Origin of the sequence: Brenneria roseae subsp. roseae (assembly GCF_003115845.1) — a bacterium.
GTDB lineage: Bacteria > Pseudomonadota > Gammaproteobacteria > Enterobacterales > Enterobacteriaceae > Brenneria > Brenneria roseae.
In genome coordinates this window covers 1-15,979 of sequence record NZ_KZ819039.1, presented here as the reverse complement: position 1 = coordinate 15,979, position 15,979 = coordinate 1, and the positions used below count along the sequence as shown (strand labels likewise).

13 protein-coding genes are annotated in these 15,979 nt (G+C 47.8%); 9 read left to right on the top strand and 4 right to left on the bottom strand.

The genetic code is table 11. The annotated features are described in order from the left end of the window. The first annotated feature begins 10 nt into the window (after window positions 1-10). The 6 genes from lepB (at window position 11) to acpS (ending at window position 4,693) form a co-directional block, all read left to right on the top strand. Window positions 11-961 (top strand): signal peptidase I, encoded by a 951-nt coding sequence (lepB, locus tag DDT52_RS18950; protein ID WP_136157745.1) that lies wholly within the window; start codon window positions 11-13, stop codon window positions 959-961. Between the two features lie 208 nt (window positions 962-1,169). Further along, on the top strand, window positions 1,170-1,850 hold the full coding sequence (gene rnc / locus DDT52_RS18945; protein ID WP_009111837.1) for a ribonuclease III: 681 nt from the start codon (window positions 1,170-1,172) through the stop codon (window positions 1,848-1,850). Beyond that, complete coding sequence (era, locus tag DDT52_RS18940; RefSeq protein ID WP_136157744.1) at window positions 1,847-2,752, top strand: GTPase Era; 906 nt, start codon at window positions 1,847-1,849, stop codon at window positions 2,750-2,752. Before rnc ends, era begins: the two co-directional genes overlap by 4 nt. Window positions 2,753-2,763: 11 nt before the next feature. Then, window positions 2,764-3,501, top strand: coding sequence for a DNA repair protein RecO (gene recO / locus DDT52_RS18935; protein ID WP_136157743.1), 738 nt, complete (start codon window positions 2,764-2,766; stop codon window positions 3,499-3,501). Window positions 3,502-3,581: 80 nt separating this feature from the next. Next, the gene (gene pdxJ / locus DDT52_RS18930) at window positions 3,582-4,313 is read left to right on the top strand and encodes a pyridoxine 5'-phosphate synthase (RefSeq protein WP_136157742.1); all 732 of its coding nucleotides are present in this window, start codon (window positions 3,582-3,584) and stop codon (window positions 4,311-4,313) included. After that, complete coding sequence (gene acpS, locus DDT52_RS18925; protein WP_136157741.1) at window positions 4,313-4,693, top strand: holo-ACP synthase; 381 nt, start codon at window positions 4,313-4,315, stop codon at window positions 4,691-4,693. Before pdxJ ends, acpS begins: the two co-directional genes overlap by 1 nt. A 3-nt stretch (window positions 4,694-4,696) precedes the next feature. On the opposite strand, the gene DDT52_RS18920 is transcribed toward acpS, so the two are convergent. After that, entirely contained in the window at window positions 4,697-4,957 is a 261-nt protein-coding gene (locus DDT52_RS18920) for a YfhL family 4Fe-4S dicluster ferredoxin (RefSeq protein WP_136157740.1), read from the bottom strand. Between the two features lie 513 nt (window positions 4,958-5,470). Between DDT52_RS18920 and pdeH the strand changes: the two genes are divergently transcribed. Further along, entirely contained in the window at window positions 5,471-6,262 is a 792-nt protein-coding gene (gene pdeH, locus DDT52_RS18915) for a cyclic-guanylate-specific phosphodiesterase (RefSeq protein ID WP_136157739.1), read from the top strand. A 783-nt stretch (window positions 6,263-7,045) separates the two neighbouring features. Then, on the top strand, window positions 7,046-8,560 hold the full coding sequence (locus DDT52_RS18905; RefSeq protein WP_136157738.1) for a sensor domain-containing protein: 1,515 nt from the start codon (window positions 7,046-7,048) through the stop codon (window positions 8,558-8,560). Window positions 8,561-8,623: 63 nt separating this feature from the next. Here DDT52_RS18905 and DDT52_RS18900 read toward each other — a convergent pair whose 3' ends face one another. From DDT52_RS18900 to DDT52_RS18890, 3 genes are all read right to left on the bottom strand, one after another. Next, entirely contained in the window at window positions 8,624-9,988 is a 1,365-nt protein-coding gene (locus DDT52_RS18900) for an HlyD family type I secretion periplasmic adaptor subunit (protein ID WP_136157737.1), read from the bottom strand. Beyond that, complete coding sequence (locus DDT52_RS18895) at window positions 9,975-12,164, bottom strand: type I secretion system permease/ATPase (protein ID WP_136157736.1); 2,190 nt, start codon at window positions 12,162-12,164, stop codon at window positions 9,975-9,977. The genes DDT52_RS18900 and DDT52_RS18895 overlap by 14 nt, the downstream gene beginning before the upstream one ends. A 237-nt stretch (window positions 12,165-12,401) precedes the next feature. Continuing rightward, a complete protein-coding gene (locus DDT52_RS18890) occupies window positions 12,402-13,724 on the bottom strand; it encodes a TolC family outer membrane protein (RefSeq protein WP_247595597.1) in 1,323 nt (440 codons plus the stop codon). A gap of 397 nt (window positions 13,725-14,121) precedes the next feature. Between DDT52_RS18890 and DDT52_RS18885 the strand changes: the two genes are divergently transcribed. Continuing rightward, the coding region (locus tag DDT52_RS18885; protein WP_136157734.1) for a retention module-containing protein at window positions 14,122-15,979 on the top strand (1,858 nt) is incomplete at its 3' end.

Genomic DNA, 15,979 nt, shown 5'->3' with positions numbered 1-15,979 from the left:
AGGAGTTGGCATGGCCAATATGTTTGCCGTAATTTTGGCATTAGTGACGCTTGTCACAGGTATCGTCTGGTGTTTGGAGCGCTTTATGTGGGCACCTGCGCGCCGGAAAAAATCAGCGGCCTCGGGTGAGCTGGTTGCGTTGTCAAAATCGGGGGCGCAACCTGGATGGATTGAAACGGTCGCATCGATATTCCCGGTCGTGGCGCTGGTATTGGTGGTGCGCTCGTTCATTTATGAGCCTTTCCAAATACCATCGGGTTCAATGATGCCAACGTTGCTGATCGGTGATTTTATACTGGTAGAGAAATTTGCTTACGGTATTAAAGAGCCCTTTACTCAGCAAACGTTAATTGAAACCGGACATCCGAAACGCGGTGATGTGGTGGTATTTAAATATCCATCCGATCCAAAAGTTGATTTTATCAAACGTGTGGTTGGCGTTCCGGGCGATCGCGTCAGTTATAATCCGATGAGCAAACAGGTGACCATTAGTCCTGACTGCGATGGGCAGCAACGTTGTGATAAAGCCCTGGCTGTGACCTATAATAATGTACAGCCCAGTGATTTTGTTCAGACGTTTAATCAGCCGGGTCTGGAATCACGCAGCGGTTTCTATCAGATCCCGGTGACGGATAATAGCGTTAATGGCGTTCGCATGGGTACGCGTAAAGAGTCGTTGGGGAATGTAACCCATAATATATTGATTGTTCCTGGCGTGCAGGATCAGCTGGGCGGCTATTATCAGCAGTCCCAGCAGCAGCTTGCGACTTGGGTGGTACCCGCCGGCCATTATTTTATGATGGGAGATAACCGCGATAACAGTCTTGATAGCCGTTATTGGGGTTTTGTTCCTGAAAGAAATCTTGTTGGTAAAGCAACCGCAATCTGGATGAGCTTTGAAAAACAGGAAGGTGAATGGCCTACCGGTGTTCGACTGAGTCGCATTGGTGGTATTCATTAATCAAATTGATAAACACGCAGCATTATTATGCCGCCCGTTGTAGAATATTTCCTGAAACACTATTTTCGAAACGTTCTTTTTGAAAGAATAAAATGCAGGCTCCCGGTCGGGAGCCAATGCAAACGAAACAGTTTTGACGGGTAATTAGCGGGTCAGGACTGTTCCGTATGCTGCTGTTTTTGACGCATCGTTGATCTATTGGTAAGACATGAACCCCATCCTGATAAATCGTTTACAAAGAAAGCTAGGCTATACTTTCCAGCAGTATGAGCTATTGTTACAGGCCCTGACACACCGCAGTGCCAGCAGCAAGCATAACGAGCGACTTGAATTTCTGGGTGATTCCATTCTCAGCTTTGTTATTGCCAACGCGCTGTATCATCGTTTCCCCAAAGTTGATGAAGGAGACATGAGCCGGATGCGTGCGACGCTGGTGCGTGGTAATACGCTGGCAGAAATTGCGCGTGAATTTGAATTGGGCGAGTGCCTGCGTCTTGGTCCGGGTGAATTAAAGAGCGGCGGTTTCCGCCGCGAATCCATTCTCGCTGATACGGTAGAAGCATTGATTGGCGGTATTTTCCTCGACAGTGACATCCAGACTATCGAGCGTTTGATCCTTAATTGGTATCAAAGCCGGTTGGATGAGATCAGTCCCGGTGACAAGCAAAAAGATCCCAAGACGCGGTTGCAGGAGTTTTTGCAAGGACGTCATTTACCGCTGCCAACCTATCTGGTTGTTCAGGTTCGCGGTGAGGCGCACGATCAGGAGTTTACGATCCACTGTCAGGTCAGTGGTTTTAGTGAATCGGTAATTGGTACCGGTTCGAGCCGTCGGAAGGCTGAACAGGCTGCGGCAGAACAAGCGTTGAAAAAACTGGAGCTTGAATGAGCGAAGAACAGACATACTGCGGTTTTATCGCGATTGTTGGTCGGCCTAACGTCGGTAAGTCAACCTTATTGAATCAGCTGCTGGGGCAGAAGATTTCGATTACGTCGCGTAAACCCCAAACAACACGTCACCGTATTATGGGCATTCATACCGAAGGTCCCTATCAGGCTATCTATGTGGATACTCCCGGACTGCACATTGAGGAAAAGCGGGCGATTAACCGTCTGATGAACCGGGCGGCCAGCAGTTCTATTGGCGATGTCGAGCTGATCATTTTCGTCGTGGAAGGTACGCACTGGAACGCCGACGATGAGATGGTATTGAACAAGCTGAGAGACCAGAAACATCCTGTCCTGTTGGCAATTAATAAAGTGGATAACGTAACGGATAAAACCAAGCTGTTACCGCATATTCAGTTTATCAGCCAGCAGATGAATTTTATGGATGTGGTGCCGATTTCCGCGGAAAAAGGAACCAATGTCGACACAATCGCCAGCATTGTGCGTAAGCACTTGCCGCAGGCCGAACACCATTTCCCGGAAGATTATATTACCGACCGTTCACAGCGTTTCATGGCATCAGAAATCATCCGTGAAAAACTGATGCGTTTTCTGGGCGAGGAATTACCTTATTCCGTGACGGTTGAGATCGAGCGTTTTGCAACCAATGAGCGCGGCGGCTATGACATCAACGGCCTGATCCTTGTTGAGCGTGAAGGTCAAAAGAAAATGGTTATTGGAAACAAAGGCGCCAAGATCAAAACGATTGGCATTGAAGCTCGCCATGATATGGAAAATATGTTTGAAACCAAAGTTCATCTTGAACTGTGGGTAAAAGTAAAATCAGGTTGGGCGGATGATGAACGTGCCCTGAGAAGCCTGGGTTATAGCGAAGACTTGTAAGGTCCGCGCCGATGGAAGGCTGGCAGCGCGCATTTGTCTTGCATGGGCGACCTTATAGCGAAACCAGTTTATTGCTGGATTTGTTCAGCGAAAGTGAAGGGCGGATTCGGGTACTGGCAAAAGGCGCCCGGGCGCGTCGATCCAGTTTGAAAGGATGTTTGCAGCCTTTTACGCCTTTGCTGGTGCGCTGGAGCGGCAGGGGAGAAGTGAAAACGCTGCGTAACGCCGAGCCCGTATCGCTGGCGCTTCCCCTTTCCGGCATCATGCTTTATAGCGGTTTATACGTGAATGAGTTACTGGCGCGGGTGCTGGAACACGAAACCAATTATTCCGCTCTCTTTTTTGATTACCTCCATTGTTTACAACAGCTTGCAGCTCAGAATGCGTCTCCTGAGCCGGCATTGCGTCGTTTTGAGCTGGCGCTGCTGGGATATCTTGGCTATGGCGTGGATTTTCTGCATTGTGCGGGGAGCGGAGAACCGGTGTCTGACACCATGACATATCGGTATCGCGAGGAGAAGGGGTTCATAGCCAGTCTGATTGTTGATAATAATAGTTTTACCGGCTATGAATTGCGCGCGCTGGCTTCCCGGGAATTTCCTGATGCGGCGACATTGCGGGCGGCAAAACGTTTTACCCGCATGGCATTAAAGCCCTATCTTGGCGGTAAGCCGCTGAAAAGCCGGGAGCTGTTCCGCCAGTTTGTTCCTGGAGCCAACGTTCCCAAAGCACCATCCTCTGAGAAATAATACTCGCCCGCCTGTACCCAGCAACCCATACATCGGTGTAAACTGCCAGACATTACGCGTTACCCTTTTGAGGATTTACCATGGCTGAATTGTTGCTGGGCGTTAACATCGATCATATCGCCACCCTGCGTAATGCCCGTGGAACGGCGTATCCTGATCCGGTTCAGGCCGCATTTATGGCTGAACAGGCGGGGGCCGATGGCATTACCGTACATTTGCGTGAAGATCGGCGTCATATTACCGATCGTGACGTGCGTATTTTGCGGGAGACCATTCAAACCCGAATGAATCTGGAAATGGCGGTGACGGAAGAAATGCTGGGGATTGCCTGTGAACTGAAACCCCACTTTTGTTGCCTGGTGCCAGAGAAACGTCTGGAAGTGACCACTGAAGGCGGGCTGGACGTTGCCGGGCAGCAGGAGAAAATGAATGACGCCGTCGCCAGACTAACCCAGGCCGGCATTCTGGTCTCTCTGTTTATTGACGCTGATAAACGCCAGATTGATGCCGCCGTTGCCAGCGGCGCGCCTTATATTGAAATCCATACCGGTGCGTATGCGGAGGCATCCGGCGATAGTGAACGCCAGCACGAATTTGAGCGTATTCGCGATGCGGTAACTTATGCCGCGGGAAAAGGCCTGAAAGTGAATGCCGGCCACGGGTTAACGTATCATAACGTCCAACCTGTCGCGGCCTTGCCGGAAATGCATGAGTTGAACATTGGCCATGCCATTATCGGCCGCGCAGTCATGAGTGGGCTAAGTGAAGCCGTTTCTGAAATGAAACGTCTGATGAAAGAAGCTCGCCGTTAATGCCGATTCTTGGACTTGGCACCGACATTGTCGACGTCGCCCGTATCGAAGCGGTGATTGAGCGCTCTGGTGAGCGTCTGGCCCGCCGCATCTTAACGGATGCGGAATGGTTTCAATATCAGCAGCATCAGCAACCGGTCCGTTTTCTCGCCAAACGTTTTGCAGCCAAAGAAGCGGCGGCTAAAGCGCTTGGTACGGGGATTCGCAATGGATTGGCGTTTACTCAGCTCGAAATATTCAATGATGAACTGGGCAAACCCTGCCTGCGCTTTCTCTCCAGAGCGGCGGAGCTTGCAGATCGCATGGGGGTGAAGCATGTGCACCTTACCCTGGCGGATGAACGCCGTTACGCTTGTGCTACGGTCATTATTGAAAGTTAGTCGTTATAGTCTATCTGCATGGTGCATTAAGACGAATTTTTCCCATAGCTGCTCGTTACCTTCCGGATGCGCAGGATCTTTAACGATCGTGTTATCAATCGGGCAAACTTTCTGACAGGTCGGCGTGTCGTAATGTCCGATACATTCGGTGCATCGATCTGCATCAATTTCGTAGATATCCATACCCATCGAGATGGCCTGATTAGGACACTCCGGTTCACACATATCGCAGTTGATACATTTATGGGTGATGAGTAATGCCATGATAGCCTTCTGTCTTACAAACGGGGCGCAGATTATACCTGTTGAAGCGCGTTTAAACACGCGTAACGATGGCTGATGAGTAAATATACCCCCTATATTCAAGATATGAAAAGCCAATGACGGAAAACGCCTGGTCCAGATTTGCACTAACGAATACTGCGGTGACGAGGTTTATGGCGGGAAAATAATTGAACGAAGTCGGGCTGGCTTCAGCTTGAAAGATCATGGGTATATAGATGGTCAAGTTACAGGGTAAAATAACCATCTGTTCGTTACATTGGCGCCAGATTTATCCTTTAGACTGTATTGGTCAGCCAATACGGCCTCTGAGTTCATGAGCCAATTGGCTGATTTACAAATTAAATTAATTTAGTTGTGATATTGATCTGCTTATTTTTATCCGTTAGCCAGTGTGGGATTTAATCATTATCACCGGTAAAGTTTGTACCAGGAACGTCGATAACGGTATATATCCGTATGATATAATTTTTATAACTAATAAGTGTCAGTCTAATGGCGGAACTCATAGTGCAGCAGGAAGGTGATCTGGATCAGTTTGGGCCATTGTTTTCTCATCAGGGAGACTCTGAGTCATTAGAGGTTGATTATTGGCGTGAATGCCAACGACGGTATACTTTTCAACCAATTTACCGAACGTCGGGTAAACTGATGGCCATTGAGTTACTTACCTCCGTCTCCTCTTTTACCCTGCCGCAAAAATTTATCTCACCTGAAAAATACTTTGCCAATATTAACGTCGATGCGCGGCTGCAAATTATTGTAGAACAACTACAGCTTTTATCTCATTGGCACTTGCGTTTTATCCGTGAAGATCTGCTTGCGTCCGTGAATATCGATGGCATGACGCTACTGGCGTTACAGAAAAGCCATGAAGCAAAGCGGCTGATCTCTTCGATGCCTTGGATTCGTTTCGAGATGGTGGAAAACCAAGGCGGATTACCCAAAGAAATCCTGACTAAACTTCCGGAAGCTCAGGCGCTTTGGCTGGATGATTTTGGTTGTGGGATGGCTAATTTTTCATCATTAATGCTGGCGCAGTATGATTGTATTAAAGTGGCTCGGGAACTGTTTATTTTGTTACAGCAGAGTGGCGAAGGACGTGAAGTTTTCCCGGCATTAATCGCGTTGCTTGCCCGTTTTTGTAACTATATTGTGATTGAGGGAATTGAAACAAAAGAAGAGTGGGCGACAGTCAAAGCCTCTCGTGCGGATGCGGCTCAGGGATACTACCTTTCACGTCCTCAGCCGTTTGATAACTTCGAGATGTTGAAATTGGAACTTTAAGGATAGATCGTTGTGTTGTGTCATTAACATGCCGTTTCGATGTATGCCTTACTTTTCATTTTTCTTGCTCTCCCGGATTTTGTTCCCTTCAATAACATTTGGTTATCGTATAAAAGCACATTCTGCAAAATAACAGCATTTTGCAGTCAGAAAGTGGCGCATTGTCTTGTTAATCGAATTATTCCATCTTCTTATTCTTGTTAATCTCGTAATCATAGTGTTTTATTTTGTTATGAAAGAAGGTGATAAGTTTTATGACTTTTTTAAGGGTGAGCTGGCATTCTCATTGCATAGACGGTTGAAGGATTTTAGATTTTATTTTAAACTTCTGATTTATAATGATAAAAAATCACAGTATTCGCCGATAACGATCGAAAATCATTTTGTGATAGATTTTATTGATTAAAAGAATGATACTTATTGGTATAATTGATTTGCTTACAAAAAATTGATGTTCAAAATATATCACCATGCGTTTGGTGGAATATTTTTTTATACCATTAGCAAAACTTATAACGTAAACAATTACTAATATTCAATTAAGATACTCTTTGATCTTGTTATTCTTATTTGCGCACAGTCACATGCGGGGGCTTTATGCTGACGTTCCTATGTATCTGAACACTCCACCCATATGGAGCATTTTTTCTTTCATCCTTTCTGCTCTCCGGAAATGTGCCAATCCTGAAAATCGATGGGATAGGGATTTGTTACCGGGATTTTTCGTCATCAATGCCGTGATTTGTACGATCAGGACCGCTCGGGCCTGAGGAGAGTGTTATTGTGTATGAAATTATAATAACCATATTGTTATTGCTGCTGCTGTTTTCTTCTATAAAGAATAGAAAAATTAAACAAAAGTTTACTTCTGAGCAGAAAAAACAAGATTTTCTAAACATGATTTTCTTCGCCGCGGAATACAGCCCGGCTTCTATTATGATCGCGGACGAGAATTGTGAAATTGTTTACGTCAATCGTCAATTCATTACCATGTCTGGCTATATGCCGGATGAAGTTATTGGCAAAAAAACGAATATATTAAAGTCAGGGATGACCAACGCAAGTGTTTATGAAGATCTGTGGGCTACCATAAATAAAGGTAATGTATGGAGTGGTGAGTTTGTTAACCGTCGTAAAGATGGTCAACTCTATTGGGAAAAAGCCAATATCGTCAAAATATATAATAAAGCGACTAACTCAACCCAATATGTTGGCGTAAAACTGGATATCACAGAGAGAAAATCACAGGAACATCATGACAACTCTTACAATCGAGCACTGGAGCTGTTGTCGAGTGGCGCACCACTAAAAGATATTCTTGACGCGATTATATTCAGCGTGGAAGAGAAAAATCCCGGCCGCATCGTCTGTTCGGTGTTGCTGGTTGATAAAGATAAAAAATGCCTGACTTTAGGTTCGGCGCCGAGTTTGCCTGGTTTCTATAAAAATGCTATCCATAACGTCAAGATTGCTGATGGCGTTGCGTCGTTCGGGACGGCTGCGTATACGGGAAAGCGTGTGATCACGGACGATATTTCTGTTCATCCGGACTGGTCTCTCCATAAAGGGTTGGCATTATATGCCGGGTTGCGTTCATGCTGGTCTGAGCCAATTTATGGGCAAAATAAAGAAATACTGGGGGTGTTAAGTGTTTATCACCGGAAAGTCTATGTTCCCACTGAAGATGAAATTTTTTCTATCGAAAAGTCTGCGCAACTGATTTCTGTCGCAATTGAGCGTTATCGGGCAATTGATATGTTGCGTCGGAGTGAGGAGCACTATCGCCAATTGGCTCACTATGATTCGCTGACGTCACTGGCAAATGGTTTAACCTTTGCCGAGCAAATGGAACAGGCAATATTGCTGTCTAAACAAACGGGCAGAAAAATTGCGCTCATGTTCCTCGATTTGGATAAATTCAAGCAAATCAATGACTCTTTTGGTCATGCCGTTGGCGATTTGCTATTAAAAGAAGCCGCGGCGCGTATGCGTGGCGCAGTAAGGGATTCCGATACGGTATATCGGCGCAGCGGTGATGAGTTTATTATTCTGCTGCAAGGAATTAAAGAAGTCGATAATACATTGTATGTTGCAGATAAAATCCATAACGCATTAAATAAGCCCTTTGAAATTGAAGGGAAAAAACTCGATATATCCTGTAGTATAGGTATTGCTCTTTACCCTGAGCATGGTACTGACTCTTTGACATTGGCAATTAATGCCGATTCAGCAATGTATCAGGCAAAAGCCATAGGGCGCAGTCAGACCCAAATCTATCACGACCTGAATAATCCTTAATCTCCCCATATAAGTCTTCTAACAGAGCGCTCTTCTTTTAGTTAGCGTTCTTTTCCTGCTTGATTATCTTTCTCGCAGAGCCTCCGCCCTTGCTCGAATGATGGGTTTTAACAGATAGCTGAGAATCGTTTTCTTTCCGGTGATTATATCTACCGATGCCACCATCCCCGGAATAATAAGAAGCGGTTTGTCGGCCGAACCCAAATAGTTTTTATCCGTGCGTAAACGAATAATATAAAAACTGTTCCCCTCTTTATCGGTAACGGTATCGGGACTAATCTGCTCAAGCTGACCTTTAAGTCCACCGTAGATGGTGTAGTCATAGGCCGTTAATTTAATAATAGCTTCCTGACCGGGGTGTAAAAACGCGATATCTTGTGGTCGAATTCTGGCTTCAACCAGCAGGTTATCATCCAGTGGCACAATTTCGACCAAATCACTCCCAGGTTGAATAACACCACCAATAGTGTTAACCAGAATCTGTTGGACAACACCACGTACCGGAGAAACAACCAATGTCCGGTTGACCCGATCTTCCAGCGCCTTACCGGTTGCGGTAATTTTGTTCAGATTGGTTTGCGCTTCGTTCAACTGTGATAATGCATCACTCTTATAACGGCCGCGCGCTTCCTCTATTTTATTTTCAATTTCCTTTATTGCCGACTCTGCTCTCGGTATCGACAGCGTGACTGAATCGAGCTGTCCTTTGGTCTCTACTTCGGCTCGTCTTAAACGCAACACTTCCACTCTGGAAATTGCCCCTTCGGCGATGAGTGGTTCCGACATTCTGATTTCCTGTTGCAGTAAATTCAGGCTATTACGAAACTGAATCTGCTTTGCAGAAAAGTCCCGTAATTCCTGACGGCGCTGCACCAATTGTTCTTCCAGGCCGGATATCTCGTTGTGAAATTGCTGGCGTCGGCTGTTGTAAAGTTCACGCTCTCCGTTGGCCACTTCCGGTACTTGCCTGGTGACCTCCTCTGATAAGACCAACTCACGATCGTTGATTTCGGCGTTCAGGCGTTCGATTCTTGAAATCAGCGCCAGCCGATCGGCTTCGGTTTCACCGACATTTGAGGCAAACCGGGTATCGTCCAGACGCAGTAGCGGATCTCCAGCTTTGACGACCTGCCCCTCATGAGCGAATACTTCTGTAACAATGCCGCCCTCCAGGTTCTGAATTTTTTGCAACCTTGATGAGGGAATGGCTTTCCCATCACCCCGGGTGACTTCATCAATGTTGGCGAACGCCGCCCACAGGATGAAAAACAGGAAAAACGCACCGATGGTCCAGAGTGTGATGCGGGCAATTCTGGGGGAATCCTCGATCATCGCACGACTGACTTCCGGCATCGTCTGAAGATTATCGCGGTTATCATCCCCGGAAAAATAGCGGTGGATTCGCTTAATATATTTAGCGAGACGCATTGATTTGTCCCTTCTTCAAGGCGTCCAGTACGATGGCTTTTGGGCCATCGGCAATAATGCGACCTTTATCAACAATAACCAGACGATCAACCAACGCCAACATGGATACACGATGTGTCACCAGCAATAAGGTTTTGTTGGCGAGTACGGGCACTAGTGCCTGCTTCAAGCGGTCTTCACTGGTGTTGTCCATTGAACTGGTTGGCTCATCAAAAACCAAAATCGGGGGATCGAGCAGTAACGCTCTGGCTAATGCTACCGCCTGACGTTGACCACCGGAGAGTTGCTGGCCACGTTCACCAACCTGAAGGTTGTAACCATCCGGATGCAGACGGGCGAATTCATTTACCCCGGCAATTTCTGCGGCCAGCAGCATTGCTTCATCTTCGACATAGCGTGCACCGCTGATCAGGTTATCGCGCAGCGTACCGCTGAATAGTTGAATGTCTTGTGGTACATAGCCGATATTGTGTCTTAAGTCGCCGACATCCAACTGGCGCGCATCGACGTCATCAATCAGCAGGTTACCGGTTGAAGGTTGGTAAAGATTGACGATCAGCTTTTGCAGCGAACTTTTACCGGAGCCGCTTCGGCCGATAATGCCGACTTTCTCACCAGGAGTAATGCTCAGATTTATGCCTTGCAACGAACTGTTTTTTTGTTCGGGGTAATTGAAGGTGACATCACGAAACTCAATGCTGCCGCGGATACTTTCGCGTTTAAGAGGACGCTCATTATCGCTTCGTTCCTGCGGCAATTGCATCATTTGTTCTGTGGTGGTCATCGTCAGGGAGGCTTGTTGGTAACGGGTTACCAATCCCGACAGTTGCCCCAGCGGCATTAGCGCTCTGCCGTTCAGCATGTAGCAGGCAATCAATCCGCCCATACTGAGGTTGCCGTTAATCAACATGTAAACACCGGCCACGATCATCGCGACACCGGCAAACTGCTGGAACCAAAGTGTCAGGTTAACCGCTAATGATGACAACGTTTTCGCCCGCAGTTCGAGTTTGCTGAGGCTACCGATAGTTTGTTCCCACAGGTGTTGTCGTTCACTTTCCGCATTATTGACTTTTATGGCATCCAGGCCTCCCAGCGTTTCAATCAACGTTGCCTGCCGCTCACTGGCAAGATGCATGGTTTTTTCAATCGTGGAAGAGAGCGGTTTTTGCAGCGCCCAACTGGTGAGCAAGGCGATAGGGTAGGCGAGAATCGATATCCAGACCAGCGGACCGCCAATGAATCCGATCACCAGCAATAGCAGTAAGGTAAAAGGGAAATCAATCAGAGTGGTCAGCGTCAAGGAAGAAAGGAAATCCCTGAGCGACTGAAATTCATGAATATTTTGTGCGAAGTTACCGATTCGCGCCGGTCTGGCTTTCATCGACATGCCAGTAATGCGTTCAAACAGCGTCGCGGAAATGATCAGGTCGGTTTTTTTACCGGCCATATCCAGGCAGAGCCCACGCAGCGTTTTCAACACCAGGTCAAAAAGAAACGCGCCCGTAATGCCGATAGCCAGCACCCATAGGGTCGCCGTTGCCTGATTAGGAACGACCCGATCGTAAACATTCATGACAAATAACGGAGTGGCCAGAGCAATGATATTGATCAGCAGGCTGGCGAACACGGCGTCCAGATACAGGAAACGCGAGAGCTTGAGCGTATCCTTGAACCAGGATTTGGTGCGGGGAATCAGTGAATTGTTTTGAATATCAAATTGATGGCGAGGTTGGGCAAACATCACTAACCCAAGGTAATTCTGCTGTAACGTGTTGTAGTCGACAGAAATCTCTCCGCCTTCTGTTTCACTGGGCATGATACGGGCACTGCCATCGGCATTCCAACCTAACAGAATGGCGGCCCTTCCTTCGAGCAGTAACAGCATGGCCGGCAGGGACATGGCCGGGATTTTGTTCAGCGGACGTTTGAGCACTCTGCCTTGTAAACCAGCGCGAGCCGCGGCACGGGGAAGCAGTTTGATGGATAGACGCTGATTGGCAAGAGGAAGTCCGGCTGTCAATGTTGTTCGGCTGGCGGATTTCCCCTGCAAAGCACAAAGTATCAGCAGACCATCCAATAATGGATCGTCATGGCGATTGCGGGGATCGCTATATTCATGGACAACCGATTCGTCAGGGTTGTTACTTTCATCTTGTACAGAGTGCAACTTCATTTAACGGAACTTTCCCTTACGTAGGCGATCCATGTAACTGACAATATGCAAACAAATGCTTCCCGGCAAGACCGGGAAGCAATATAGACAGTTATCACTTAATGGTGCGGTATGATTCGCGACGTTCTCTTGCCCGAATGACTATCTGTGATAAGCCCGGTGCGGGATGTCGTCATCCGCTATTTTATCCACAGTATCAATGATACTGACAAATAAAAATCCCAGGCTATTAATATATTAATTCAGGTTCGGTAACTCTGCGCGAGTAGTCACGTTAGTAAGACTTTTCCCCGCAGTGGGCGCCGGGATTGATAAACTGTTCAGGAGATCTCCCATACGCGACTTTATCCGATACTCGGTAAAGAGTGACGTAAAACGAACTTCAACCAGACGTCGTTGCGCGGTGAATAATTCATTTTCACTATCCAGTAAATCCAAAAGAGTTCTTTCGCCTAAGCTAAATTGCTTCTGATAGGCCGTACGAACTTTCATACTGCGATCGGCATATTCTGCGGCAATAGGAAGTTGCTGGCGAGCGTTATTCAACGCAGACCAGGCAAGACGCAGCTCCTCGTCCAGCATGCGCAGAGCATTGTTTCTGATATCCTGTGCTTCTTTGATCTGGTAGGCCTTTGATTCCATATTGGCTTTGCCGGAACCGCCTTCATACAAATTGTATTGCATTCTCAGCATGGCCTGCCATTCATTACTGTGGCCGCGTGCGCCGTCGATGTTATTGTCCATACTGCGCGCCAGTTCAACATTGACCCGTGGGTAAAATGTCGACTTACTGGCTTCATATTGTTTTTCTGTTGCCTCAACATCAGATTCTGCAGATTTCAATGCCGGGCTGTTCGCTATCATGATACGCCGCGCATCTGCCAGCGAGGCCGGCATTGAGAGCGTTGCGCTATCTGGCAGTATCAAACTGCCAGGTTCTTTGCCAATTACGCTCAGATAATTGGTTTTGGCGTCATCCAGATTGGTTTTCTCTGTTAACACGTTATTCCGTGCCTGAGCAAGGCGCGCTTCTGCCTGTTCCATGTCTGCCAGACGACCCACGCCTTGCTCGCTACGCAACCTGATTTGATCGTAAATACGTTCATGGCTGGAGAGATTGGCTTCAGCAAGTCGTACAAACTCCTGACGTTGCAGGACAGAGAGATAAACCTGTACTGCGTCTAATGCGGTGGATTCACTGGTGTTTAATACTTTGTATGCACGGGAATTTACGGTGGCTCGTTGCCGGGCGACTTCACTGGACGTGGCAAAACCATCAAATACCATCTGGCTTAGGTTGATACCGGATTCACCTCGCGTCAGCTCAACGCCATGATGACCGCTAGAGCGCGTCGAAACACTGTCTGTTTCCTCACGTCCTATGCCTGCATTTAATGTCACTGAGGGCAAATAGGCTCCTTTGGCGGCACTCAGATCATGCTCGGCAGAAAAACGGCTGTTCACTGAGGCGCTGACTTCCGGATGGGTATTGAGCGTGTGTTTAATCGCTTCCTGAATAGTGTCGGCATAAGCCGCATTGGAAGAGGCTACAATAAGCATTAAAGTAACATTGTATTTACGCAATATCATACTATCTTCCTCACAAATGTTTTTTTTGTGATTATTCCTATTAAATGGGATGTGTGGGTCATTAGTGCTGTCTTTGTTTTTATTTATTAAAAATCAATGCGTTATCTTTTGAGAAGATGTCTTTTTATTGTTGGAGAGATATTTATCGTACTTAATAATTAAAGTTGTGGAAAGAATATTCCGAATTTTTTATTATATCAGTCATTGAGTCAAGTGCCTGGCACATAAGAAAACACTAAATTAGTACGTTAACCCCAAATTTAAATCAGGACGACACACAGCAAACCTAATTCATTAGGATGATGTCGAAATATAATCATTTTTATCTGCACCATAAAATAACTATAGATATCATGGAGAAGCTATCATGAATAGCGTAATCGGTATCATCAAATATGTCATTGGACAGGTCTTTGTTATCGCTTTAGATGGGAGCCAGCGATTATTGGCTGTGGGCGATCGTATCTATAGCGGTGAAGAAATTGTTACCGGTGACAATGGTGCAGTCTCTATAACATTACCTGATGGGCGCTCTCTGGATTTAGGTCGTGACAGCCGTTGGAGCGAAGTTGCTGGTGCAACTTCGCAGAAGACGGAGGACGCCGCGGATGATGTTGCCGCTTTGCAGGCCGCCATTGAACAGGGCGCGGATCCGACACAAGTGCTTGAAGCTACGGCAGCGGGTAATGATAGCGCTGGCGAAGCCGGTGATGGCGGCGGCGGGCACACGCCTGTGGTGCTCGATCTGACTGCTGAAATTGTTGATCCCACGATTGGTTATGACACGGCTGGATTAGCCGCTAATACAACTGCAACGCGTGAAGAAAGCGGCAGTACAGTAACAACGTTGACGGCAGCAGGTAGCGATACTGTCGATAGCACACCTCCTTCTTTGACCGTTGTCATTAATGATGACGGTACAGTCACCTTTACATTTACAAAATCACCTGTCGGTTTTGATGCAAGCGATATTACTGTTGAAAACGGTACATTATCGAGTTTGAGTCAGGATCCTGACGATCCCACCCGCTGGACAGCGGTGCTGACGCCTTCTTCTAATTTTGAAGGAGAGGTGAGAGTCACCGTACCGGATGGCAGCTATACCGATGATACCGGCCTCTCCGGTATTGGCGGAAGTGATTCAATCGTTGTCGATACATTACCGCCGACAGCTTCAATCACTATCGATACCATTGCCGGCGACGATATCGTTAATGCCGATGAGGCGGGTCAGACCATCAGCGTGACCGGTCAGGTGGGTGACGACGTGAAGGCCGGCGATGCGGTTAGCGTCAAGGTGGGCAGTGAGATCTACCAGACCACCGTCAATGCGGATGGCAAGACCTGGAGCGTCAATGTCCCCGGCAGCGTGCTGGCGGCGAATACCGATATCAGCGCCACGGTCACCACCCGCGATGACGCCGGGAATGAGACCACAGCAGATACTTCGCGTTCCTATATTGTCGATACCAGCGCGCCGGCGGCGTCGATTAGCATCGATATCATCGCCAGCGACGATATCGTCAATGCCGATGAAGCCGGACAGACCATCAGCGTGACCGGTCAGGTGAACGATGACGTGAAGGCCGGCGATGCGGTCACGGTAACGGTGGGTAACGAGATTTACCAGACCACGGTGAATGCCGATGGCAAGAGTTGGAGCGTCAGTGTGCCGGGCAGCGTGCTGGCGGCAAATACCGATATCAGCGCTACGGTGACGACTCGTGATGACGCGGGCAATGAGACCAGCGCGGATACCACGCGGTCATATACGGTGGATACCGATGCCCCGACAGCGTCAATCACCATCGATACCATTGCCGGCGACGATATCGTCAATGCGGATGAGGCGGGACAGACCATCAGCGTGACCGGTCAGGTCGGTGATGACGTGAAGGCCGGTGATGCGGTCACGGTGACGGTAGGTTCGGAAACCTACCAGACCACCGTCAATACCGACGGTAAAACCTGGAGCGTGAATGTGCCGGGCAGCGTGCTGGCGGCAAACAGCGATATCAGCGCCACGGTCACCACCCGCGATGACGCGGGCAATGAGACCTCCGCCGACGCCACCCGGTCATATACGGTGGATACCAGCGCGCCGGCGGCGTCGATTAGCATCGATACCATCGCCGGTGACGATATCATCAACGCCGATGAAGCGGGTCAGACCATCAGCGTGACCGGTCAGGTGGACGGCGACGTCAAAGCCAATGATGCGGTGA

Excerpts from the sequence above, each read along its gene's own strand:
- lepB (WP_136157745.1), top strand. The coding sequence starts at position 11 with ATGGCCAATATGTTTGCCGTAATTTTGGCATTAGTGACGCTTGTCACA.
- rnc (WP_009111837.1), top strand. The coding sequence starts at position 1,170 with ATGAACCCCATCCTGATAAATCGTTTACAAAGAAAGCTAGGCTATACT.
- era (WP_136157744.1), top strand. The coding sequence starts at position 1,847 with ATGAGCGAAGAACAGACATACTGCGGTTTTATCGCGATTGTTGGTCGG.
- recO (WP_136157743.1), top strand. The coding sequence starts at position 2,764 with ATGGAAGGCTGGCAGCGCGCATTTGTCTTGCATGGGCGACCTTATAGC.
- pdxJ (WP_136157742.1), top strand. The coding sequence starts at position 3,582 with ATGGCTGAATTGTTGCTGGGCGTTAACATCGATCATATCGCCACCCTG.
- acpS (WP_136157741.1), top strand. The coding sequence starts at position 4,313 with ATGCCGATTCTTGGACTTGGCACCGACATTGTCGACGTCGCCCGTATC.
- DDT52_RS18920 (WP_136157740.1), bottom strand. The coding sequence starts at position 4,957 with ATGGCATTACTCATCACCCATAAATGTATCAACTGCGATATGTGTGAA.
- pdeH (WP_136157739.1), top strand. The coding sequence starts at position 5,471 with ATGGCGGAACTCATAGTGCAGCAGGAAGGTGATCTGGATCAGTTTGGG.
- DDT52_RS18900 (WP_136157737.1), bottom strand. The coding sequence starts at position 9,988 with ATGCGTCTCGCTAAATATATTAAGCGAATCCACCGCTATTTTTCCGGG.
- DDT52_RS18895 (WP_136157736.1), bottom strand. The coding sequence starts at position 12,164 with ATGAAGTTGCACTCTGTACAAGATGAAAGTAACAACCCTGACGAATCG.
- DDT52_RS18890 (WP_247595597.1), bottom strand. The coding sequence starts at position 13,724 with ATGCTTATTGTAGCCTCTTCCAATGCGGCTTATGCCGACACTATTCAG.